16 protein-coding genes are annotated in these 23,357 nt (G+C 61.4%); 10 read left to right on the top strand and 6 right to left on the bottom strand.

The features are described from left to right. Positions 1-79: 79 nt before the first annotated feature. On the bottom strand, positions 80-802 hold the full coding sequence (locus IB254_RS16270; protein WP_192418076.1) for a hypothetical protein: 723 nt from the start codon (positions 800-802) through the stop codon (positions 80-82). Between the two features lie 202 nt (positions 803-1,004). Between IB254_RS16270 and IB254_RS16265 the strand changes: the two genes are divergently transcribed. Beyond that, positions 1,005-1,259 (top strand): DUF1652 domain-containing protein, encoded by a 255-nt coding sequence (locus tag IB254_RS16265; protein ID WP_008027970.1) that lies wholly within the window; start codon positions 1,005-1,007, stop codon positions 1,257-1,259. Positions 1,260-1,309: 50 nt separating this feature from the next. Here IB254_RS16265 and IB254_RS16260 read toward each other — a convergent pair whose 3' ends face one another. Then, the gene (locus IB254_RS16260) at positions 1,310-1,666 is read right to left on the bottom strand and encodes a hypothetical protein (RefSeq protein WP_192418075.1); all 357 of its coding nucleotides are present in this window, start codon (positions 1,664-1,666) and stop codon (positions 1,310-1,312) included. 345 nt (positions 1,667-2,011) lie between these two features. Here IB254_RS16260 and peaA point away from each other — a divergent pair, with 345 nt between their 5' ends. From peaA to peaD, 4 genes are all read left to right on the top strand, one after another. After that, positions 2,012-3,592 carry a quinohemoprotein amine dehydrogenase subunit alpha gene (gene peaA, locus IB254_RS16255; RefSeq protein WP_192418074.1) on the top strand — a complete coding sequence of 527 codons (1,581 nt, stop codon included), beginning with the start codon at positions 2,012-2,014 and terminating at the stop codon, positions 3,590-3,592. Between the two features lie 80 nt (positions 3,593-3,672). Continuing rightward, entirely contained in the window at positions 3,673-5,103 is a 1,431-nt protein-coding gene (peaB, locus tag IB254_RS16250) for a quinohemoprotein amine dehydrogenase maturation protein (RefSeq protein WP_046032632.1), read from the top strand. 1 nt (position 5,104) lies between these two features. Next, positions 5,105-5,428, top strand: a complete 324-nt coding sequence (qhpC, locus tag IB254_RS16245; protein ID WP_008027961.1) for a quinohemoprotein amine dehydrogenase subunit gamma — start codon at positions 5,105-5,107, stop codon at positions 5,426-5,428. 25 nt (positions 5,429-5,453) lie between these two features. Further along, positions 5,454-6,572, top strand: coding sequence for a quinohemoprotein amine dehydrogenase subunit beta (peaD, locus tag IB254_RS16240; RefSeq protein WP_192418073.1), 1,119 nt, complete (start codon positions 5,454-5,456; stop codon positions 6,570-6,572). 139 nt (positions 6,573-6,711) lie between these two features. On the opposite strand, the gene IB254_RS16235 is transcribed toward peaD, so the two are convergent. Further along, positions 6,712-7,113, bottom strand: coding sequence for a lysozyme inhibitor LprI family protein (locus IB254_RS16235; protein ID WP_192418072.1), 402 nt, complete (start codon positions 7,111-7,113; stop codon positions 6,712-6,714). A gap of 48 nt (positions 7,114-7,161) precedes the next feature. Next, on the bottom strand, positions 7,162-8,085 hold the full coding sequence (locus IB254_RS16230) for an ADP-ribosylglycohydrolase family protein (RefSeq protein WP_192418071.1): 924 nt from the start codon (positions 8,083-8,085) through the stop codon (positions 7,162-7,164). Between the two features lie 198 nt (positions 8,086-8,283). Here IB254_RS16230 and IB254_RS16225 point away from each other — a divergent pair, with 198 nt between their 5' ends. Next, entirely contained in the window at positions 8,284-8,772 is a 489-nt protein-coding gene (locus IB254_RS16225) for an SRPBCC family protein (protein WP_192418070.1), read from the top strand. Positions 8,773-9,253: 481 nt separating this feature from the next. On the opposite strand, the gene inhA is transcribed toward IB254_RS16225, so the two are convergent. After that, positions 9,254-9,937: an isonitrile hydratase gene (inhA, locus tag IB254_RS16220; protein ID WP_192418069.1), complete on the bottom strand. Its 684-nt coding sequence runs from the start codon at positions 9,935-9,937 to the stop codon at positions 9,254-9,256. 90 nt (positions 9,938-10,027) lie between these two features. Between inhA and IB254_RS16215 the strand changes: the two genes are divergently transcribed. Then, positions 10,028-11,020, top strand: a complete 993-nt coding sequence (locus IB254_RS16215) for a GlxA family transcriptional regulator (RefSeq protein ID WP_192418068.1) — start codon at positions 10,028-10,030, stop codon at positions 11,018-11,020. Here IB254_RS16215 and IB254_RS16210 read toward each other — a convergent pair. Continuing rightward, positions 10,996-11,385 (bottom strand): hypothetical protein, encoded by a 390-nt coding sequence (locus IB254_RS16210; RefSeq protein WP_008027948.1) that lies wholly within the window; start codon positions 11,383-11,385, stop codon positions 10,996-10,998. The two genes, IB254_RS16215 and IB254_RS16210, sit on opposite strands and share 25 nt — an antisense overlap. A gap of 354 nt (positions 11,386-11,739) precedes the next feature. Here IB254_RS16210 and IB254_RS16205 point away from each other — a divergent pair, with 354 nt between their 5' ends. The 3 genes from IB254_RS16205 to IB254_RS16195 all read left to right on the top strand — a co-directional run bounded on the left by IB254_RS16205 (position 11,740) and on the right by IB254_RS16195 (position 23,314). Beyond that, positions 11,740-12,912 (top strand): MFS transporter, encoded by a 1,173-nt coding sequence (locus IB254_RS16205; RefSeq protein WP_008032303.1) that lies wholly within the window; start codon positions 11,740-11,742, stop codon positions 12,910-12,912. 170 nt (positions 12,913-13,082) lie between these two features. After that, positions 13,083-13,817 (top strand): thioesterase II family protein, encoded by a 735-nt coding sequence (locus IB254_RS16200; protein ID WP_008032305.1) that lies wholly within the window; start codon positions 13,083-13,085, stop codon positions 13,815-13,817. A 254-nt stretch (positions 13,818-14,071) separates the two neighbouring features. After that, positions 14,072-23,314 carry a non-ribosomal peptide synthetase gene (locus IB254_RS16195; RefSeq protein WP_192418067.1) on the top strand — a complete coding sequence of 3,081 codons (9,243 nt, stop codon included), beginning with the start codon at positions 14,072-14,074 and terminating at the stop codon, positions 23,312-23,314. Positions 23,315-23,357: the final 43 nt, after the last annotated feature.

The raw sequence follows: 23,357 nt of genomic DNA, 5'->3' as shown, positions 1-23,357 counted from the left end.
GATTCAAGAGACGGTTTTTTCAGCTCAGGCCAACGACGGGGCCTGAGCTGATTCGGGCACTCCGCGCCTGTTGTCGGAATCAGGCCGTCACGTCGATCTTATTGCGCTCGGCCAGCATCACCGTTTCCGTCTCCCGCGTCATCCGCTCGCCTTTACTCCACAACTGGGAAGAGAAGAAGCCGTTCAGGGTTTCAGCGTTTGGCACCGAGCCTTTCTTCAAGAACAGGGCGCCCAGATCGATGGTGTTGGCGAAGTTTTCCTTGTTCAGGTTGTACCCGCCCACGTAGCTGCCACCCCATACGGAGTCGGCGGCCACCAGGTCGATGGAGGCATCGCGGTAACTGCTCGCTGCCGATTTCAGCGAACTGGAGGCATTCAGCAGATTGTTCAGCCGATTCATATCGGAAGAACTGAGCTGGCCTGAACTGTTGAGGGCTTTGAGGCTTCCATCCGCTTGAATGGTGAAGCCAAATTTTTTGTCGGCGAGATCCGGATAGGCGTGGGCCAACGCTGACTGGAACTCTTCGAAGGAGTATTTCAGCGATTGATGGGCATTTTTGTGCCGCTCGGCAACCTGCGGGAAGTCAGGTGACTGGGATCGGCCGATCCAGGTCTCGATCGATTCCATGGCCGGACTGGGTGCCGGGGTTTCATCGCCTGGATGGTAAATCGCTGCCGGATTGATGTTGACCGCTGTTTTCAGCAGGTCTTCACTCAGCGTTTTCGCGGTCAGTGGTTGGCTGGACTGGCTGAGCTGAGCGGCCGATGGCTGGATCAAGGCAGCATTTAAAGAAATTGCCATGTCGTCATTCCCTTAACGTTTGGTGTAGGCAGGTTATCGACACAAAGCGCGATAACTTGAACGCCGATGACCACCCGTCGAGACGACGAGCAACCGGGTTGCGCCCTTGAGCCCCCCACTTTTGGGGAATAGAATTTTCAGGCTCGGTGGTGAAATGACGGAGCATTTCCCCTGCTATACATCTGGCGTAAGGGAGGTTGCGATGTTCCTTTCAACCCTGGAAATTCAAAGCATCATCGAACACAGTTTTCTACCCGCCGTCTGCACCTGCAACATGGAAGCGGACCAGTCCATGACGATCCGGGTCTGTGACTGCATGACGGGCAAAGTGGACCTGATCGCCACCCACGTTCCGGTGTGGACACTCGACAGTCCCCATGCCATCGCCACGCTGGTGGCGGACATGCGCCAGGAAATCGAGGCGCACAAGAGCATTCATCCCACCTATTCCATCTGAACCGGCGACAAGCCGCACCGTTGAAGGCCGGTGCGGCTCGCGTCAGGCAATCAGGCTGCTATTTTCCGGGAAATCTCGTCGAATGTGTTGCCATCCACGGCGGCCAGCAGCTTTTTGTCGTCTTTCAGCGTTGCCAGAAAGGTCACTTCGGTTTCTTTTCCGGCCAGCATGAAACCGGCAATCGCGCCGATGGGCCCCAGCAGCATGGCGCCGGCGACGCCGAAGCCGATGGCGTCCTTGATGTTGTTGATCGACTCTTCGTTGGCGACTTCCACGCTTTTGAACGAGGAGAGTGGCAGGGTGATGCCGGGCCACGGGTGAAGCGACGTTCTCAAGGTGAAAACGCCGTCTCTGTACTCTCCGTCACCCTGCAGAAAGTCCCCCGCCAGGACAGTGATGTTTGCCATTTCGTTATCCCCTGAACGGCAATTGGTGAACAACCATTTCGCCCCCGCACGGGCCTGTCGTCAATCGTCGTGCGATGAGCTGTCCCGGTTAAGGCATCTATGCTTGTCTCAGACTGCAACAACTGTCGCGATATTAGACGCACGCGCTCTCGATCAAGCATGGCCAATCGCATTCAACTTCACGCAAACGCTTGATAAAAAAGGTAATCGGCAAGCTGGCACGCTCCGTGTATTGCTCATCGCAGACGTTTCTCTTGCCTCCGTCTGCGGTGCGCCGCCGGCGGCAGAAACCATAAAAACGATAAGCCACAAAAATAAGAAAGCACCGTGCGAGGTTCGACGTTGATGAAGAGAAAACTCCGATCAGGCCTGAGCGTCAGTCTGCTGGCCGTGGCCGCGTGTGTGGCGCTGCATTCGCCTGACAGCCTGGCAGCCCGCGACGCCCAGACCATCCTCAAGGAAACCTGTCAGGGCTGTCACACCCCTGAAGCCGAAAACACCCTGAGCCGCATCAGCCACCAGCGCAAAACCCCGGAAGGCTGGCTGATGAGCATCGCCCGGATGCAGACCATGCATGGTTTGCAGATCAGCGATGACGACCGCCGCACCCTGGTCAAATACCTGGCCGACACCCAGGGCCTGGCGCCGAGCGAGACGGACGGCGTGCGTTACGCGCTGGAGCGTCGACTCAATACCGTCGAGAAGTTCGACGACCAGACCAGCCAGATGTGCGGTCGCTGCCACTCCGGTGCGCGGGTCGCCTTGCAGCGTCGCCCGGCCCAGGAATGGGAGCGCCTGGTGAACTTCCACCTCGGTCAATGGCCGTCCCTCGAATACCAGGCGTTGGCCCGCGACCGCGACTGGTTCGACATTGCCCGCAAAGACATGGTGCCGCTGTTGGCCAAGCGTTATCCGCTGGACAACCCGGCCTGGAAAAAATGGCTGAGCGCAGCACCCAAAGCCGAAGCGTTTGCCGGTGACTGGAGCTTCAGCGGCCACTTGCCGGGCAAAGGTGAACTGGCCGGTGTAATGAGCGTGACCGCCGCTGGCGACGACACCTTCAAGGTTAGCGTCAAAGGCCAATACGCCGACGGCACGCCGTTCAATGGCGACGGCAGCGCGATTCTCTACACCGGCTACGAATGGCGCGGCAACGTGACCATCGACGGTGTGACCATGCGCCAGGTGTTCGCCGCCCAAGGCAATGCGATGCAAGGCCGGATGTTCGAGGCCGAGCACGATGAACGGGGTCTGGACTTCGTCGCGGCCAAGCAGGGCAGCAGTCGTTTGCTCGCGGTGCAGCCGGGTTACCTCAAGGCTGGCAGTGAGTCAGAAGTGACCCTGGTCGGCAGCGGTCTCAGCGGTAAACCGAGCTTCGGCAAAGGCGTGGAAGTGGTCGAAGTGCTGGAGCAAAGTCCGCAGCGTATGCGCGTCAAGCTCAAGGCTGCGGCCAACGCCCAACCGGGACTGCGCAACGTCACCGTCGGCACGCTGAAAGGCCCGACCCTGTCGGTCTACAGCAAAATCGCCGAAGTCAAAGTCGTGCCCGAATTCTCGGTGGCGCGGATCGGCGAGGGCGGTGGTTCGACGCCGAAAGTCCAGGGCCGTTTTGACGCCGAAGCCTGGGGCAAGGGGGCTGACGGCAAACCGTATCGCATCGGCGTGTTCCCGGCGCAATGGAAAGTCGAAGCCTTCGACGACCGCGCCAAGGAAGACGAAGACGTCAAGTTCGCCGGCACCATGCAGGCTGACAGCGGCGTGTTCACACCGGGCGATGCGGGGCCGAACCCGCAACGCAAAATGTCCACCAACAATGCCGGCAACCTCAAGGTGATCGCCGCCGTCGACGACGCAGGGAAATCCCTGACCGGCGAGGGCCAAATGATCGTCACCGTGCAACGCTGGAACAATCCATCCATTCCTTGAGTTGGCTGACCGTTAACCGTTTCAGACACTTTTTGGAATGACCGCAGGCCTCGTAAAGGAGGTCTGCACAGGAGGTTGCAATGGGCGCTATTTTGAATCTGGTCGAGCGGAATCTGCACGAAGTGCACGTCGACGCCGACCGCATGCTGTTCCACATTCCCAGCAGTTCGCTGTTCGCCAGCGATGAGCTGACGGGCACCATCATCGACACCTTGCGCGGTCCCGGCTGTTCGTCGGACGACCTGATCCAGCGCTTGGCCGCACGTTTCAACGGCGAAGAAATCACCGAGACCCTGCGCGAGCTGATCTCGCTGGAACTGGTCAGCGACGGTTCGCCGTTGACCCCGGACATCGGCACCAAACGGGTCGAGCGCACCGCGATCAATACCGTGGTGCTCAACGTCAACACCGGCTGCAACCTGAGCTGCACCTACTGCTACAAGGAAGACCTCGACAAGCCCTCGGCGGGCAAAAAAATGGACGTTGAAACGGCGATTGCGTCAGTGGAAATGCTGCTGCGCGAATCCCCGGACGAAGAGCGCTTCACCGTGGTGTTCTTCGGCGGCGAACCGCTGAGCAATCGCAAGTTGATCGAGTACATGGTCGATTACTGTGAGAAGCGTTTTCGCGAGGCCGGCAAGTTCGTCGAGTTCGTGATGACCACCAACGCCACGCTGCTCACCGAAGAAACCGTGGACTACCTCAACGCCCACCGATTCGGGCTCTCCGTCAGTATCGACGGGCCGAAAACCGTGCACGACCGCAACCGCATCACCGTGGGCGGGCAGGGCACGTATGACGTGGTGCGGCGCAAGGCCGAGATGCTGCTGTCGCGCTACAACAGTCGTCCGGTGGGCGCGCGAGTGACGTTGACCACCGGCGTCACCGACGTCGAAACCATCTGGGATCACTTGTTCAACGAGCTGGGGTTTGCCGAAGTCGGCTTTGCTCCGGTGACTTCGGGCGACATCAGCACCTTCAACCTGACTAGCGATGAGCTGATCGAAGTCTTCGCCAACATGAAGAAGCTCGGTCGGCGTTATCTGGAAGCGGCGCTGGAGCACCGCAACATCGGCTTCTCCAACCTTCACCAGTTGATCACCGACATCCACGAAGGCCACAAAAAAGCCCTGCCATGCGGCGCCGGCCTGAAAATGCTGGCGGTGGATCACAAGGGCGAACTGAACCTGTGCCACCGTTTCACCGGCTCGTCCTTGCCGACCTTCGGTAACGTGCACAGCGGTGTGAAACAGGTTGAGTTGAACGACTTCCTGTCCCAACGCCTCGACCGTACCAACACCGGCTGCGAAGACTGCCAGATCCGCAACCTCTGCTCCGGCGGCTGCTACCACGAGAGTTACGCCCGTTACGGCGACCCGACCCACCCGACCTATCACTACTGCGAACTGATGCGTGACTGGGTCGACTTCGGCATCGAGGTCTACACCCGGATCATGGCCAACAACCCTGCGTTTATCAGCAGCTACATCACTCCGCGCAAGGCTCACTGATATGAAACATCTCAAGGCAATCAATAACAAAGCGTTGAAACTCGATGAGGCCGCGGCCGAAAACCGTATCGAAGAAGTGGTGGCGATGAGCTCTGTCGCGGGCTGCGCCTCGACCACCGACCCGGGTTGGGAGATCGATGCGTTTGGCGGTGTGTCGTCGCTGTGCCAGCCGATGGAAGCCGACCTGTATGGCTGCTCCGACCCTTGCTGGTGGCCGGCCCAGGTGCCGGACATGATGAGCACCTACCCGGACTGGAACAAGGATGCCCAGGCGTCCAACGACAACTGGCGCAACCTTGGCACTGTCTTCCCTAAAGACAAGTGATCGGACAGACAAGAAGGATTCCAGCATGCCTAGCATCAAAGCCTGCGGCCTGGCCGCGTTTGCCGTCCTGAGCACCTGTTCGCTCACTGTTCTGGCCGATGAAAACACTGCTCTGCAAGACGGTCACGAGTACATGTTGACCACCAATTACCCGAACAACCTGCACGTGATCGACCTGGCCACGGACACGCTGTTCAAGACCTGCAAGATGCCCGACGCCTTTGGTCCGGGCACCGTCCAGTTGTCGCCGGACCGCAAGACCGCCTACGTGCTGAACAATCACTACGCGGATGTCTACGGTGTCGAGCTGGACAGCTGCAAACAGGTGTTCCACGCCAGCATCACCCAAAAGCCGGGGGAGAAAGCGAAGTCGATGTTCGCCTTCACCCTCAGCCATGACGGCAAGGAGCTGTTCACCGTTGCCAACCCGACGTTGATGCTCAATGACCGCTATGAAGTTCAGCAGCCACGACTGGATGTCTACGCCACCGACGCTGGCATGGATGCCAAACCCGTGCACAGTTTCCCGGCGCCACGGCAGCTGACCATCATGCAGAGTGGCGACGACGGTACGCTTTATGTCGCCGGGGCGGACGTCTACAAGGTCGATGTGAAAACCGGCAAGTTCGACGTGCTGATCCCCAGCCGTCACTGGAAACGGGCGAACTACAGCGCACCGGACGTGCTCTACGTGTGGAACCAGCAGACCTATCGCCATGACTTCTCGCTGCTCTACACCGCGGCAAAGTTCAAGGACAAGAAGCAGGATCCGTTGACCGCCGAGTACCTGTACGGGCTGTTCAGCATCGACCTGAAAACCGGCAAGACCGAAACCACCGACTTCGGCCCGCTGACGGAAATCTACTTCAGCGGCATGCGCTCGCCGAAGGACCCGAACCTGATGTTCGGCGTGCTCAATCGCCTGGCGAAGTACGACATCAAGGAAAAGAAAATGCTCCAGGCGGCGACGCTGGATCATTCCTACTACTGCATTTCCTTCAACAAGGACGGCAGCAAGATTTACCTGGCGGGGACGTTTAACGATGTGGCGATTTTTGATGCCGACAGCCTGAAACAGGTGGGCAGCATTAAATTGCCGGGTGGGGATATGGCGATTACCACGGCGCAGATTTTTGTCCGGTAATTCCAGCGTCTGACCTGACGCCATCGCCGGCAAGCCGGCTCCTACAGTGTTCAGCGGTGTTCACGCAATCGCGATCACACTGCAAATCCCTGTAGGAGCCGGCTTGCCGGCGATAAGGCCAATGAATCCAATCGAGAACTTACTGCCCCGGCACCGGGCAACTCAAATCCCCCTCCTGACACTTCAAGTAAGTTTTGAAAGCCTCCACCCGAGCCTTGGTCAGGTCCGTGATGCAATTGCTGTAAATCAACGGATAAACACTCCCGCCCTCAACCCCCGACGCTGAAAATTTGCACTCGGCATCCCGGAACCCGATCCACGCCCGTTGCGCGCCAATCAACTGCTTCTTGCTCTCGGGGCTGTCCTTCAAGCGCGCGGTGATCTGCTGGTAAAGCGCATTCAACTCCTTGTCCGCCGCCTTGTTCTGCTGCGCCGCGCATTGATTCATCGTGGCCTGGTCGGTGGCGTTGTCGCAATCGAGGGCATGGGCAACGGTGGTGAACAGCAACGGCGTCAGCGCCAGGAGCACGCGTGGGTTCATGGGAAACTCGCTGTGACAGGAAAAGAGGAGGTGCAGTGTAGCGAAGCCTCATTCACTTGCGGTGTCAGTGCCTGAAGCCTTGAGCAATTGATCCGCGCAAGCCTCGATGTCTTCGCGCAGGTATAACTTCGCCAGCCAACGTTCGGGAATCGCCTGGACACCGTAGAAAGCGCCGGCCAACTGACCGACGATGGCGGCGGTGGTATCGGCGTCATCGCCCAGGTTGGCGGCCTTCAGGATGGCGGCTTCGAAGTTGTCGGTGTGATGAAAACACCACAGCGCGGCTTCGAGGGAGGCCACGCAATAACCGCTGCCACGGATAGCGCTTTCAGGTTTGTCGATATAGTCGCCTCGGGCGATGGCGGCGACTTTGGCTTCCCGGAATGCCGTTGCCGGCAAGCGGAGTAAATCCGCTTTGGCCGCGCCCTGTAACGCGTTACCTGTCAGCTCGGCGAACAACTGGCAGCACTCAACGGCTTCAGGCGCGGCGTGGGTCGTGCGGGAACTGTTTGCAGAAAACGCCCTGATCCGGTCACGGTCGGGGAAGTAATACAGAACCACCGGCACCAGCCGCATCAACGAGCCATTTCCCGCCGTGTAGGGATCGGTTGAGCCCGCGAAGGGGTCGCCGGTTTGCTGATACCGGGCCAAAGCCTCGCTGACGGTCATGCCGATGTCGAAGCATTCCCCGGTTGAACTCAGGTAACCCCATTGCCACCAATTAAGGTAGCGGCCCATCTGGTCGGCGGCATCGAAGCCGTTTTTGCCCAGCAGGCTTTCGGCCAGACACAACGCCATTGAGGTGTCATCGGTCCATTGCCCGGGTTTCAGGTTGAATGGGCCGCCGCCCACCATGTCGGTCAGGGGCCTGAACGAGCCGCGTGGCTGAAACTCGACCGTGGTGCCGACGGCATCACCGCAGGCCAGGCCCAGCAGGGCGCCGCGATAACGTTCCGTGAGTGAGGGCTGCATGAATCTTCCTTGTCCGGTCAATGTCGTCCCTGCAAACGGTAGCAGCTCCCGCCCGTTGACTCTTGTTCGCAGCGCCGAACTTTGGCCCGGATGTGCGGCCGAATATTTCAGGCAGGTTGATTGAGAGGCCCGATTGGTACAACTTTAGGGTTGGACTTGTGGTCACACAGGCCTACTGTTCAGTACAGGAGGTGACTTATGAACCCAGCATCAGATCGCATCGAAAGGAAGATCCTGCTTAAAGCCCCGCGCTCGCAGGTCTGGCGTGTGCTGGCCAATGCCGAAGCGTTCGGGCAGTGGTTTGGCGTGGCATTGGAGGGCAAGCGTTTTGTCGCCGGCGAGTGGACTCAGGGGCAGGTCACGTACCCCGGTTATGAGCACGTTTTGTGGAATGTGCTGGTGGAGCGGGTCGAGCCGGAGCGGGTGTTTTCGTTTCGCTGGCATCCCTATGCGGTGCGCCCGGAAGTCGACTATTCCCAGGAACCCACCACGCTGGTGAAGTTCGAACTGGAAGACCACCCGGAAGGAACGTTGCTCAAGGTCTCCGAATCCGGTTTCGACCATATTCCCCAGTCGCGTCGGGAAAAGGCTTTCCGCATGGACAGCCGGGGCTGGGAGGAACAGATGAACAACATCGAACAGTATTTGGCTGAAACCGCCAAAGCCCGGGTGAGACAGGAAGAATGATCACCATGGTGCAGGCGCTGACCGTCGTAGCTCCGCTGCAGGCCGTGAAAATCGCGGCTTGAGCGCTCGATACCTGAGGCGCCTAAGGGTTTTCGGAAGGGCTGGTATAGCGAATGTCTTACACGCGATGGTAGCTATGTCGTCTATTGCACATTGGATCCGATGCGTAATCTAGCCACATCAACTGAAGCACAGGAAGCGCTTCAGGATCACGGATGATCGACCATCAGCAAGGATTCGCTACCGACAGGGAGTCGACAATGGTCTTGGGAAAAACCCGCCTCTGGCGGGTTTTTTTTCGCCTGTAGAAAAGTGATTCAACCATCACGTACATCAACTGTAGGAGCCGGCTTGCTGGCGATGGCGTGCGTTCAGGCGATAAATCTGTTGACTGACCCACCGCCATCGCCAGCAAGCCGGCTCCTACAATTCATCCCCGTCGTACACAGAGTGTGAGCGAACCTGAACCCACATTGATTACCTACAAGCCGAGATTTGCTGCGGCCCGTTCAGTGATCAGCGTCCGCTGCAGCAACGATGGCGCCGTACGCCGATGAGCCTCTGCCAAAACACTCTGAGGCGCTGATTCCGGGCTGCCAGACTCGAACGGCGGCGCCGGCGCGTACTCCAGCTGCAATTGCACCAATTGCGCCGTGTCCTTATCGAACAATTCAGCCGCCAGGGTCAGGGCAAAGTCGATCCCGGCGGTGATCCCTCCACCGGTCAGCAGATTGCCATCGCGCACCACCCGATCCTTCACCGGGATTGCACCCAACGGGCCAAGCAACTCGTGATACGCCCAATGAGTGGTGGCGCGCTTACCCTTGAGCAAACCTGCCGCGCCGAGTACCAGCGCGCCGGTGCACACCGAGGTGACATACCGCGCATTGACCGCCTGCGTCTTGATGAACGCCAACGTCTGCTCATCCTCCATCAACGGCCCGACACCGCTGCCGCCGGGAACGCAGATCACATCCAGCGCCGGGCAATCATCGAAAGTGGTGGTGGGCTTGAGCACCAGGCCGGTGCTCGCGGTGACCGGCATCAGGTCTTTCCAGATCAAATGCACCTTCACGTCCGGCAGCGAGGCGAGCACGTCGTAAGGGCCGGTCAGGTCCAGTTGCTGAACCTGCGGGAACAACAGAAAACCGATCTGCAACGTCATGGTGTTTTTCTCGTGAAGTGGGTGGACGGCTTCACTGTAGGCTCGTAGGATTTGGCGTATACGCCAATTACCCCACGAATTACGCCAAGCATGCCCAAGACTATCCATGTGCTCGCCTTCACCAACGTGCAACTGCTCGACGTCACCGGACCGCTGCAGGTATTCGCCTCGGCCAATGACATTGCCCGCCAGAAAGGCTTGTCGCCGCCTTACGCACCGACGGTGATTGCCAGCGGCGGCGGGGCGGTGACGTCGTCGGCGGGCTTGGCGCTGGTGGCCGAACCGTTGCCCGGGCAGGGCAGCGACACATTGATCATTGCCGGCGGCTGGGGCGTTTATGCGGCGGCGGAGGATGAGGCGCTGGTGGCTTGGGTGCGTGAGCATGCGGCGGGGTGTCGGCGGGTGTCATCGGTGTGTACCGGGGCGTTTTTGCTGGCGGCCAGTGGTTGGCTCGATGGCCGGCGGGTGGTCACTCACTGGACCCGTTGCGAACAGTTGGCGCAAAAACACCCGCGCTTGCGTGTCGAACCCAATCCCATCTTTATCAATGACGGCCCGGTCTGGACCTCGGCCGGCGTCACTGCCGGTATCGACCTCGCGCTGGCCATGGTCGAAGAGGACCTCGGTCGCACCATGGCGCTGGAAGTGGCGCAGCAGTTGGTGGTGTTTTTGAAGCGTCCGGGCGGTCAATCACAGTTCAGCGTGACCCTGTCGTTGCAAAAGGAAGGCAACCGTTTCGACGATCTTCACGCCTGGATCAGCGAAAACCTCACCATGGACCTGGGCGTTCCGACCCTCGCCTTGCAGGCTGGCATGAGCGAACGCAGCTTCGTCCGTCACTACCGCGCCGACACCGGCCAGACGCCCGCGCGGGCCATCGAACTGATTCGGGTCGAGACGGCGCGGCGGTTACTCAGCGATACCGGCGTGCCGATCAAACGGGTCGCGGTGCAGTGCGGGTTTGGCAGCGAAGAGACGTTGCGGCGCAGCTTCCTACGGGCGATGGGCGTGACGCCGCAAGCCTATCGCGAGCGGTTTTCGGTGAGTTCTGAGGCAGATCAGACTTCCGTTTCCATGACCTGATTGAAGTACTTCGCCCGATCCGGCGTAAACGTCACCACCATCCCGGTTCGCGAGCAGGTCAATGCCCGCTCTTCAGCCAGGTCAACGTCCAGGTCCTCCCCGCGCAAACCTTGCCACTGGGCGAGGTACTTGAGGGATCCGTACTTTTCGAGTTTCTTCAGGCTGCGGCTGACGCCCCCTTTCCAGCCCAGCACCGGCAGTTCACCGGCCAGGCATTGTTGGGCCATTTCGGGGAAACGGGCGGCGCGTTGGCGGCCGATTTCCCAGCATTTGATCAGGCCTTTGTCGGGGCCTTCCCACAGTTCATCGCGGTTCAGGCCGGATCGGAGTGGGGTGTCGATGCTGCGGTAGATGCGCTGGCTCATTCAGGTTCCTTGAATTCGGGTTTTGTTGGACAGCTCCGCTGTACCCGTTGAGGAGGGATGTTAGGTGGGGATGTAATGATCGGCAACAAACGATTTTCCGGGGGCGGTGCGGTTTTGTTTAGTGCTTGTAGGTGTGTGGCCTACAGGGCCTGGGTGTTTAAGCAGGCGGACCGCGTTAACGTTCGATCGCCAGCAAGCCGGCTCCTACAGTGGACCGAGTCCTTCCAGAAGAAACGCGATCAACTGTAGGAGCCGGCTTGCTGGCGATAGGGCCTTCACATTCAACCAACATTTCGCCGCTTCCACCTTAAGCGGCCATATGGCAACTTGCAGGCCCTTGTCGAGAGCCGAGCCATGGCCAACCCCTACCGCGAACTGTTCAAAGCCCCGGGCAGCCGAGCCTTTGTGCTGGCCGGGATGATCGCGCGCATGCCGATTTCCATGACCGGCATCGGCCTGATCACCATGCTCTCGCAATTGCAGGGCGGCTACGGACTGGCCGGTGCGGTGGCGGCGACGTTTGCTTTGGCCACGGCGTTTTGCGCGCCGCAGGTTTCGCGGCTGGTGGACCGTTTCGGGCAGCGCCGGATCTTGCCGGTGTCGGCACTGATCGGTGGCGGTGCGTTGTTGCTGGTGTTGTTGTGCACGCGTTTGCAGGCGCCGCAATGGACACTGTTTGTGTTTGCCGCGCTGGCCGGTTGCATGCCGAGCATGTCGGCGATGGTGCGGGCGCGCTGGACCGAGGTCTATCGCGGCCAGCCGCAACTGCAAACCGCGTACGCCCTGGAGTCGGTGCTCGACGAAGTCTGTTTTATTGTCGGGCCGCCGCTGTCGGTAGGCTTGTGCGTGGTGGTGTTCCCCGAAGCGGGGCCATTGGCGGCACTGCTGATGCTGGCGATTGGCGTCACGGCGTTCGTCCTGCAACGGGACACCGAACCGGCGATACATCCCCATGAAGAACACCATCAGGGCTCGATCATTCGTTCCAGCGAGATTCAGCTGCTGATGCTGTTGATGGTCGCCATGGGCACCATTGTCGGCGTGGTGGATGTGGTCAGCGTGGCCTTCGCCCAGCATCAAGGGCAACCGGCGGCGGCGAGCATTGTGTTGTCGGTGTATGCCATCGGTTCATGCCTGGCCGGATTGGCGTTCGGCGCGCTGCGCTCGAAAGTGCCGCTGCCGCGACTGTTTCTGTACGGCGGGGTGGCGACGGCGGTGACCACGTTGCCGTTGCTGCTGGCGACCAATATTGTCGGGTTGGCGCTGGCCGTGTTCGTCGCGGGCCTGTCTTTTGCACCGACGCTGATTGTCGCCATGGCGTTGGTGGAACGCATCGTGCCGCCGGCCAAACTCACCGAAGGCCTGACCTGGCTGGTGACGGGGATGAGCATCGGCGTGGCGATTGGCGCGGCCAGCTCGGGTTGGCTGGTGGATGCGTTTGGCGCGCGTAGCGGGTTTTGGGTGGCGATTGCGGCGGGGGCGGTGGTGCTTGGTTCCGCAGTCCCAACCTATCGCCATTTGAAATAGTGCTTTACCTGTGTAGGAGCCGGCTTGCTGGCGATAGCGGTGTGTCAGTCACATCAATGTCGATTGATACGCCGCCATCGCCAGCAAGCCGGCTCCTACAGGGGGCTCTGTACTAATTCCCGGCGGCGCTCATCCGTTCTCTTAGCAGACAACTTTTCGAGGTAAGCCCGGTGACCCAGCTGACATTGCTGTGCCTGCCCTATTCAGGCGCGAGCGCCATGGTTTACAGCCGCTGGCGGCGCAAACTGCCGGAGTGGCTCAAGCTGCAGCCGGTGGAACTGCCGGGCCGTGGCGCGCGGTTCGGCGAACCGTTGCACACCGACATGCGGCGCCTGGCGCTGCAACTCGCCCAGGAACAGAAAGCCACGCTCAAGGCGCCGTACGCGCTGTTTGGCCACAGTCTCGGCGCGTTGCTGGCCTGTGAAATGGCCCATGCCTTGCGCTCGCTGGGTTGCCCGGAACCGGTGGCGCTGTTTGCCTCGGGCACCGCTGCACCGACGATGCGGGCTGATTACGATCAGGGTTTCGCCGACCCGAAAACCGATGCCGAGCTGATCGAGCAACTGCGCACCCTCAATGGCACCAGCGAAGAAGTGCTGGCCAATGAAGAACTGATGAGCCTGACACTGCCAATCCTGCGCGCGGACTTCCTGCTGTGTGGCCGTTTCGAGCCGATCCAGCGTCCGTTGCTGAAATGCCCGGTGCACGTGCTCGGCGGCAAAGAGGATCGCGCAACCACCGAACAACTGATCGGCTGGAGCAAGGAAACCCACGGCAGCTTTTCCGTGGACATGCTGGCCGGCGGTCACTTCTTCATTCATGAGCACGAAGCCAAGGTGCTGCGCGTGATCAAGGACCAGCTCGACGTTCATCATCGCCGGCACGCCATGGCTGCGACTGCTTAATACAATCTCAAAATCACCTATCCCCCTGTAGGAGTGAGCCTGCTCGCGATTGCGGTGGTTCAGTCAACATCAATGTTGAATGATGGACCGCATCGCGAGCAGGCTCGCTCCCACAATGATTTTGTGGCGGTCCACAGACCTCGATTCACCTCCCTCCTGACACTTATTCTCATTCGCTAATTTTTCCGGTCTGCATTCGTTTTATAGGGACGACGTGCCTTTGTGCTTCCCGCCACTGATCCGGATGCTTAGAAATGAATGCTGATGACTCCTTGAAACTTGCTCGCCGGTTTATCGGGTTGCCCCTGGAAAAGCGCCAGATGTTCCTTGCGGCCTTGCAAAAGGAAGGCATTGATTTCGCCCGCTTCCCCATTCCTGCCGGCGTCGAGGCCGAGGATCGCCAGTCGCTGTCGTTTGCCCAGCAACGCATGTGGTTTCTCTGGCAGCTGGACGCGCAAAGTGGCGCCTACAACCTGCCGGGCGCGGTGCGTTTGACCGGTGCGTTGAACCTGTCGGCGCTGGAACAGGCCTTCGTCAGCCTTGTGGAACGTCACGAAACCCTGCGCACGGTGTTCCAGCGCCAGGCCGACGACACCTTGCTGCAAGTGCCCGCCAGTGCGCCGCTGATCATCAAACACGTGGACTTCAGCGCCTTGCCGGAAACGGAGCGCGAACGTGCCGTCGCCCAAGCGGCCGAACAGCAATCGGTGCTGCCCTTCGATTTGTCCATCGGCCCGCTGCTGCGGGTGACCTTGCTCAAACTCGCCGAGCAGGAACACGTCCTGCTGCTGACCCTGCACCACATCGTCTCCGATGGCTGGTCGATGAGCGTGCTGATCGACGAATTCATCCGCTGCTACGACGCCTTCGAGGTCGGTGCACAACCGCAACTCGCGCCGCTGCCGATCCAGTACAGCGACTACGCCTTGTGGCAACGCCGCTGGCTGGAGGCAGGCGAGCAGGCGCGCCAACTCGATTACTGGCAAGCGCAACTCGGCGATGAGCACCCGGTGCTGGAGTTACCGACCGACCACTCGCGCCCGGCGATGCCGAGCTATCGCGGCACGCGATACGAATTCGCCGTTGACATGCAACTGGCCGAGCAACTGCGCGCCACAGCGCAGAAACACAACATCACCCTGTTCATGCTGTTGCTCGGGGCGTTCAACGCGTTGCTGCATCGCTACACCGGACAGACCGACATCCGCGTCGGCGTGCCAATTGCCAACCGCAACCGCGCGGAAATCGAAGGCCTGATCGGCTTCTTCGTCAACACCCAAGTGCTGCGCACCCGGCTCGATGGCCACACCCGCGTCGACGATCTGCTGCGCGCCATCAAGGAGACCGCGCTCGGTGCCCAGGCCCATCAGGACTTGCCGTTCGAGCGTCTGGTCGAAGCGCTGAAACTGGAGCGCAGCCTCAGCCACACGCCGCTGTTCCAGGTGATGTACAACCACCAGCCGCAGGTTGCGGACATGTCCAGCATCAGCACCGCGTCCGGCCTGGTGCTGGGCGCGATCGAGTGGGAAGGGCGCACCACGCAGTTCGACCTGACCCTCGACACCTATGAAAAGGGCGGCAAGCTGCACGCCGCGCTGACCTACGCCAGCGACCTGTTCGACGCACCGACCATCGCGCGCATGGCGCAGCACTGGACGCGGCTGTTGCAGGCGATGGTGGTCGACACACATCAGCGGGTCGGCGAGCTGCCGATGCTGGCGGCGGATGAACAACAGGTGCTGGTGCATGACTGGAACCGCACCGCCGAAACCTATCCCGTCGAGCACTGCATTCATGAACTGATCCACGGCCAGGCCTTGCGCACACCCGAGGCGTCGGCGCTGGTATTTGGCGACCGACAGCTGACTTATGCACAGCTCAATGCGCGCACCAATCAGTTGGCGCATTACCTGCGCGAGCAGGGTGTCGGTCCCGATGTGCTGGTGGGGATCGCCGTTGAGCGTTCGCTGGAAATGGTCATTGGCCTGTTGGCGATTCTCAAGGCCGGCGGCGCTTACGTACCGCTCGATCCGGAATACCCGGCGGAACGCCTGGCCTACATGATCGAAGACAGTGCGATTGGTGTGTTGCTCACCCAAAGCACCTTGGTTGACACGCTGCCGACCGAGGGCATCAAGGTCATCGCACTGGATCAGGACGAGGACTGGCTGGCCGGTTACAGCGAAAATTGCCCGCAGGTGTCGGTGAATCCGCTGAACCTGGCCTATGTGATTTACACCTCCGGTTCCACCGGCAGACCCAAGGGCGCCGGCAACAGCCATGCGGCGCTGGTCAACCGCTTGTGCTGGATGCAACAGGCGTACGGGCTGGACGGCCGCGACTCGGTGTTGCAGAAAACCCCGTTCAGTTTTGACGTGTCGGTCTGGGAGTTCTTCTGGCCGTTGATGACCGGTGCTCGTCTGGTGGTGGCGCCGCCGGGCGCGCATCGCGAGCCGGCGCGGTTGATCCGCCTTATCGGCGAGTTCGGCATCAGCACCTTGCACTTCGTGCCGTCGATGCTTCAGGCGTTTATCCACGAGCCGGGTGTTGAAGCCTGCACCAGCCTCAAACGCATCGCGTGCAGCGGTGAAGCCCTGCCGCTGGATGCCCAGCTTCAAGTGTTCGCCAGATTGCCGGGCGCCGGGTTGTTCAATCTGTACGGGCCGACTGAAGCGGCCATCGACGTGACCCACTGGACCTGCGTTGACGAAGGCGCCGACAGCGTGCCCATCGGCCGGCCGATTGCCAACCTGCGCACCCACGTGCTGGACGCGCAGTTGCTGCCAGTGCCGGCGGGCGTGGCGGGGGAGTTGTACCTGGGCGGCGCGGGTCTGGCGCGCAGTTATCACCGGCGTCCGGGGCTGACGGCCGAGCGCTTTGTGCCGTGCCCGTTCCATGACGGCGCACGCCTGTACCGCACCGGCGACCGCGTGCGCCAGCGTGCCGACGGGGTGATCGAATACCTCGGCCGCCTCGACCATCAAGTGAAACTGCGCGGTCTGCGTATCGAACTGGGGGAAATCGAAACCCGCCTGATGCAGCATCCGCTGGTGCGCGAGGCGGTGGTGCTGGTGCAGGGGGGCAAGCATCTGGTGGCGTACCTGGTGCTGGAAAACGTCGAGGCGCAGTGGCCGGAAACCCTCAAGGGCTGGCTGCTCAATAGCCTGCCGGAATACATGGTGCCGACCTACCTGATGCCGCTCGATGCCTTGCCGGTGACCGCCAACGGCAAACTGGACCGCAAGGCCCTGCCGCAACCGGACGCAGCACCGCAACAGGCGTTCGTCGCGCCGCAAGATGCGATGCAGATGGCATTGGCGCAGATCTGGCAAGACGTCCTGGGTCTGGAACGCGTGGGCCTTGAAGACAACTTCTTCGAACTGGGCGGTGACTCGATCATCTCCATTCAAGTGGTCAGCCGCGCCCGTCAGGCCGGCATCCGTCTCAGCCCGCGCGACCTGTTTCAGTACCAGACCGTGCGCAGTCTGGCGCTGGTGGCGACGTTCGACAACCGCAGTGCCATCGACCAAGGACCGGTCAGCGGCGAAGTGCTGCTGACCCCGGCGCAACACTACTTCTTTGAGCAGGCCATCGCGCAACCGCAACACTGGAACCAGTCCTTGCTGTTGACGCCGCGCGAGGCGCTGAACCCGCAAGCACTGGAAGCCGCGCTGGTGACGGTAATCAACCATCACGATGCCTTGCGCCTGCGGTTTACCGCGAGTGTTGATGGCTGGCAGCAGTCTCATGGAGCACAGGTCGAAACGGCCGGATTGTGGCAGCGGCACGCGGCGTCGACCGAGGCGTTGACGGCCCTGTGCGACGAAGCACAACGCAGCCTCGATCTGGCCGAAGGTCCGTTGCTGCGCGCGCTGCTGGTCAGCCTCGACGACGGCACGCAACGCCTGCTGTTGGCGGTCCACCATCTGGCGGTGGACGGCGTGTCCTGGCGGCTGCTGCTCGAAGACCTGCAGCAGGCCTACGCGCAATTGGCGGGTGGCAGCGCCGCGACGTTGCCGGACAAAACCAGCGCTTATCAACACTGGGCCAAGCACCTGCAAGCGCATGCCCGCACGCTGGATCAGCAACTGCCGTACTGGCAGGCACAACACGCCGATGCCCGCGACCTGCCGTGTGAAAATCCACTGGGCAGCCTGCAGCATCGCCACGGCCGAAAAATCGAATCGAAGCTCGACGCCGGGTTGACGCGGCAATTGTTGCAAACGGCGCCGGCGGCCTATCGCACTCAGGTCAACGACCTGCTGCTGACCGCTCTGGCGCGGGTGATTTGCCGTTGGACCGGGCACAACTCGACGCTGATCCAGCTCGAAGGCCATGGCCGTGAAGACCTGTTCGACGACCTCGACCTGACGCGCACCGTAGGCTGGTTCACCAGCCTGTTCCCGGTGCGCCTGCAACCTCACGCGCAAACGGCGAACACGATCAAGGCGATCAAGGAACAACTGCGCGCCATCCCCGACAAAGGCCTGGGTTATGGCCTGCTGCGTTACCTCGGCGAACCGGCCCAGCGTGAAGCGTTGCAAGGGTTACCGGCGCCACGCATCACCTTCAACTACCTCGGCCAGTTCGACCGCCAGTTCGATGAGGACGCACTGTTTGTACCCGCAGCGGAAAGCGGCGGTCAGGCCCAGGGTGACGATGCGCCGCTGGCCAACTGGCTGACGCTGGAAAGCCAGGTCTATGGCGGTCAACTCTCGCTGCAATGGGGTTTCAGTCGCGACATGTTCGCCGACAGCACCGTTCAAAAACTGGCCGACGCCTACACCGAAGAACTCACTGAGCTGATCGAACACTGCTGCGCCACGCCGGCGGGGCAGGTCACGCCGTCGGACTTCCCGCTGGCACGGATCAATCAGGCGCAGCTGGACGCCTTGCCCGTCGCCGCCCCGGCCATCGAAGACATTTATCCGTTGACGCCGATGCAGCAGGGCATGCTGTTCCACACCTTGTATGAGCCGCAGGCCGAGGCCTACATCAACCAACTGCGCCTGGATATCCGGGGGTTGGAACTGGCGGCCTTCGGTCGGGCGTGGCAGGCGGCGATCAACCGCCACGACATTCTGCGCAGCAGCTTCCACTGGTTGGGCCTGGAAGCTGCGCATCAGGTAATTCATCGCCAGATCGACCTGCAATTGCAGGTGATCGAAGCGGCCGATATCGACCTCGATGCGCTGGCAGCCGAGGAGCGTAGCCGTGGTTTCGAACTCAGTGCCGCGCCGCTGTTCCGCCTGATGCTGGTGCGCCAGTGCAGCGACGCCTGGCACCTGATCTACACCAGTCATCACATCCTCATGGACGGTTGGAGCAACGCGCAGTTGCTCGGCGAGGTGATTCAGCATTACGCCGGGCAAACACTGGCCAAGCCTTTGGGGCAATACCGCGACTACCTCGGCTGGATTCAGCAGCAGCCACCGGCGGCGGGCGAACAGTTCTGGAAACAGGCGCTGGCCGCGCTCGAAACGCCGACTTTATTGGCGCAAGCCTTGCCGACGCCGGTCGAAGGCCGCGGCATGGGCGAGCATCACCTGACGCTCGAAAGCGCCGCGATGCAGCGTCTGGCAGAGTTTGCCCGGCAGCAGAAAATCACCCTCAACACCTTGTTGCAGGGCGCGTGGGGCCTGCTGTTGCAGCGCTACACCGGCCAATCGTGCGTGGCCTTCGGTGCGACGATTGCCGGGCGATCCGCACCGTTGCCGGGTATCGAGCAACAGCTGGGCCTGTTCATCAACACCTTGCCGATCATTGCCGCGCCGTCGTCCGCGCAACCGGTCAGCCAATGGCTCAATGAACTGCAAGCGCTGAACCTGAGCCTGCGCGAGTTCGAGCATGTGCCGCTCTACGACATTCAGCGCTGGGCCGGGCAGCAGGGCAACGCGCTGTTCGACAGCTTGCTGGTGTTCGAAAACTTCCCGGTGGCCGAAGCGCTGAAGCAAGGTGCACCGGCGGGCCTGACCTTCGGCGCATTGCGCAATCACGAAATCACCAGCTACCCGCTGACCCTCGGCATCGAAGTCGGCGCCAGCCTGCGTCTGGAATTCAGTTTCGACCGGGCCTTGTTCAGCGCCGCGCAGATCGAGCGTTTGAGCGCGAACCTGCTGCATGTGCTGGAGCAATTCGTTGTGCAGCCGCAGCAGGTATTGGGCGCTGTCAGTCTGTTGGACGCGAAGCAAACAGCGCAGGTATTGCTGGGCTCGCGTCCCGCCGCGCCGCTGCTGGACAGTCCGCTGTTGGCGCATCAGCGTTTCGAGCAGCAAGCGGCCCGCACGCCCGATGCATGGGCCGTGATTGTCGGCGACGAGCGACTGACTTATGCACAGCTCAACGCCCAGGCCAACCAGCTCGCCCATCGCCTGCGCGAACACGGTGTGGCGCCGGGGCAGCGGGTCGGCCTGTCGGTGCGGCGCAATGCGCAGATGATCGTCAGCCTCATGGCCATCCTCAAATCCGGTGCCGGTTACGTGCCTTTGGACCCGGACTACCCGGCCGAACGCCTGGCCTACATGATCGAAGACAGCGGGATGGATTTGCTGCTGGCGCAACCGGAGCTGCTGACCGATGTCGCGCTACCCGAAAGCTTGCCGCGCCTGGCGCTGACGACGGCGTCGCTGGCCGGCTATTCCACGACCAACCCGGTCAACCTCGCCTGTGCCGAAGACCTCGCGTACCTGATTTACACCTCCGGTTCCACCGGGCGACCGAAAGGCGTGTGCCTGGCCCACGCCGCGCTGCGCGAGTTTTGCGTGATTGCGGCGGACTATTCGCAACTCAGCGCCGACGACCGCGTGCTGCAATTCGCCACGTTCAGCTTCGACGGCTTTGTCGAGCAGTGCTACCCGCCGCTGTGCGTGGGCGCGGCGCTGGTGTTGCGCGGCGATGAGTTGTGGGACACCGACACCTTGTACCGGCAGATCAGCGAACAGGGCGTGACCCTGGCGGACTTGCCGGCGGCCTACTGGTATTTGCTGGCTCAGGAATGGGCCGCGCAGCCTCAGCGCGACAAAGGTCGGTTGCGGCAGGTTCACGTCGGTGGTGAAGCCATGTCGCTGGAAGGGCTGAAGCTCTGGCATGCCGCCGGTCTCGGCGACGTACGCCTGCTCAACACCTATGGGCCGACCGAAGCCACCGTGGTCTCCAGCACTCACCTGTGCACCTTGGCCGACACGCAAAACTTGATCGGCGTGCCGATTGGCCGTGCGTTGCCGGGCCGGGCGCTGTACGTGCTGGACACCGAAGGCCATCTGCTGCCAACCGGTTGCGTGGGCGAGTTGTGCATCGGCGGTGATGCCGGCATTGCCCAGCACTATCACCAGCGTCCGGGTTTGAGTGCCGAACGTTTTATCGCCGATCCGTTTTCCACCACGCCCGGCGCACGTTTGTACCGCAGCGGCGACCTGGCGCGGTATCGCGAGGACGGCGCGCTGGAATACCTGGGGCGCATCGATCATCAGGTGAAAATTCGCGGTTTCCGCGTTGAACTCGGTGAACTGGAAGCGCACCTGCAAGGCTTGCCGATGATCAGCGAAGCCGCAGTGCTGGTGCACGAAGGCGTCGGTGGCAAGCAACTGATCGGTTATGTGGTGCCGGTGTTGTCGAACGCCGAGTCGCGTCAACTCACCGAAACCGTGCGCCAGGCGTTGGGCGAGCGTCTGCCGGACTACATGCTCCCGGCGCAACTGGTGGTGATGAGCGCATTGCCGCTCAACCGCAACGGCAAACTCGACCGCGCGGCGCTGCCGGCACCCGAAGTCTGGGACGCCGTGGCCGGCACCGCACCGCAAGGTGAGCTGGAAATTGAGCTGGCGCAGATCTGGCAGCAGGTGTTGCAGGTGGCCCGCGTCGATCGCGAAAACAGCTTCTTCGAGTTGGGCGGTCATTCGTTGCTGGCCACGCAGATCGTTTCGCAGATTCGTCAGCGTCTGGGCTTGTCGGTGAGTTTGCGCAGCCTGTTCGAACACCCGCGTCTGCAGGATTTCGCGGCTCAGGTGCAAGGCCTGCGGCACGCCGCCAATGTCTGCGAACGCCCGGCGCTGGTGGCGGACCACTCCGGCGAACGCCAGCCGTTGTCCTTTGCCCAACAGCGGTTGTGGTTCCTGTGGAACCTTGAGCCCGATAGCTCGATGTACAACATGCCCGGCGCCTTGCGGTTGCGCGGCGCGTTGAACCTGTCGGCGCTGCAGCAAACCTTCGAAACCCTGGTGCAACGCCACGCCGTGCTGCGTACCACGTTCTATGAGGAAGACGGCCAGGCCTGGCAGCGGGTACACGCCGAACTGCCGTTGGATTTCGCCATCAGCGATCTACGGCACTTGCCGGCCCCGGACGTCGAAGCCGCGCAGTTGGCCCGTGAAGAAGTCGCCCGGCCGTTCGATCTGCGCAACGGGCCGTTGCTGCGGGTGCGGGTGTTGCAGGTCGCGGATCAGGAGCATGTGCTGCTGTTGACGGTGCACCACATCGCGGCAGATGACTGGTCGTTCCGGATACTGATCAATGAATTCGTCACGTTGTATCCGACCCTCAACCGGGGTGGTGTCGCGCAATTGTCGGAGCACAGCGTGCAATACGCCGACTTCGCCAAATGGCAGCGCCAGTGGCTGGAGCAGGGCGGCGAGTTGCAACGTCAGCTCGATTACTGGCAGACGCGCCTCGGCCAGCCGCAAGCCGTGCTGGAGCTGCCGGGCGACGGCGATCAGCGTCAGGCGCAGGAGGGCGCCAGCCAACATTTCACCTTGAATTCGACCTTGAGTCAGCAGTTGCGCGATTTCGCCCAACAGCGTGGATTGTCGCTGTTCATGGTGCTATTGGCCGGCTTCACCCTGGTGCTGCGCCAGCGCACCGAGGTCAGTCGCGTGCGCATCGGCACCGATATCGCCAACCGAAATCAAGTTGAGCTTGAACAAATGGTCGGCTTCTTCGTTAACCAATTAGTGCTGCAAGTGGAGGTTGATGCTGACGAGGCTGTCGGGCAACTGTTGCAAGCCTGTCGCCGTGCGGTTCTGGAGGCTTCGGACCATCAGGACCTGCCGTTCGAGCGGCTGGTGGAAGCGTTGCGCTTGCCGCGGCGGGCCGGGCGTTCGCCGTTGTTCGACATCAAGTTGATCTATCAGGAAGGCGTCGGTCGCTTGCCCTCCATGGACGGCTTATTGGTCGAGGACTTCCCGTCGGGCCGGCAAGCCGCCGAAATCGGCATGGTCGCTGCGTTCTACAACGAGGCCGAACACATTCACCTGAGTTTCGAAACACCCGCCGGGCAGTACTTGCCGAGCACGCTGCAAAGCCTGTTCGAACAAATCGAGGCGGTACTGCAAGCGTTGTTGCGCGCCGACGAGCTGACGGTCAGCGATCTGCTGGAACTGGCCACCGAGGTGCAGCGCCGTGCCGATGCGCGATTGAACGAGCAGCGCAAGGCGTTGCTGGGCGGGCCCATGGCGATCAAGCGTCGTCGCGGCACGCCGGCAACGCAAAACGCGGCGGACTGATTCATTGCGGCGGCGCCAATCGGGCGCCGCCGTCATCATTTTC

The organism is Pseudomonas sp. PDM03 (assembly GCF_014852385.1).
GTDB lineage: Bacteria > Pseudomonadota > Gammaproteobacteria > Pseudomonadales > Pseudomonadaceae > Aquipseudomonas > Aquipseudomonas migulae.
This window is presented reverse-complemented; position numbering and strand designations above follow the sequence as displayed.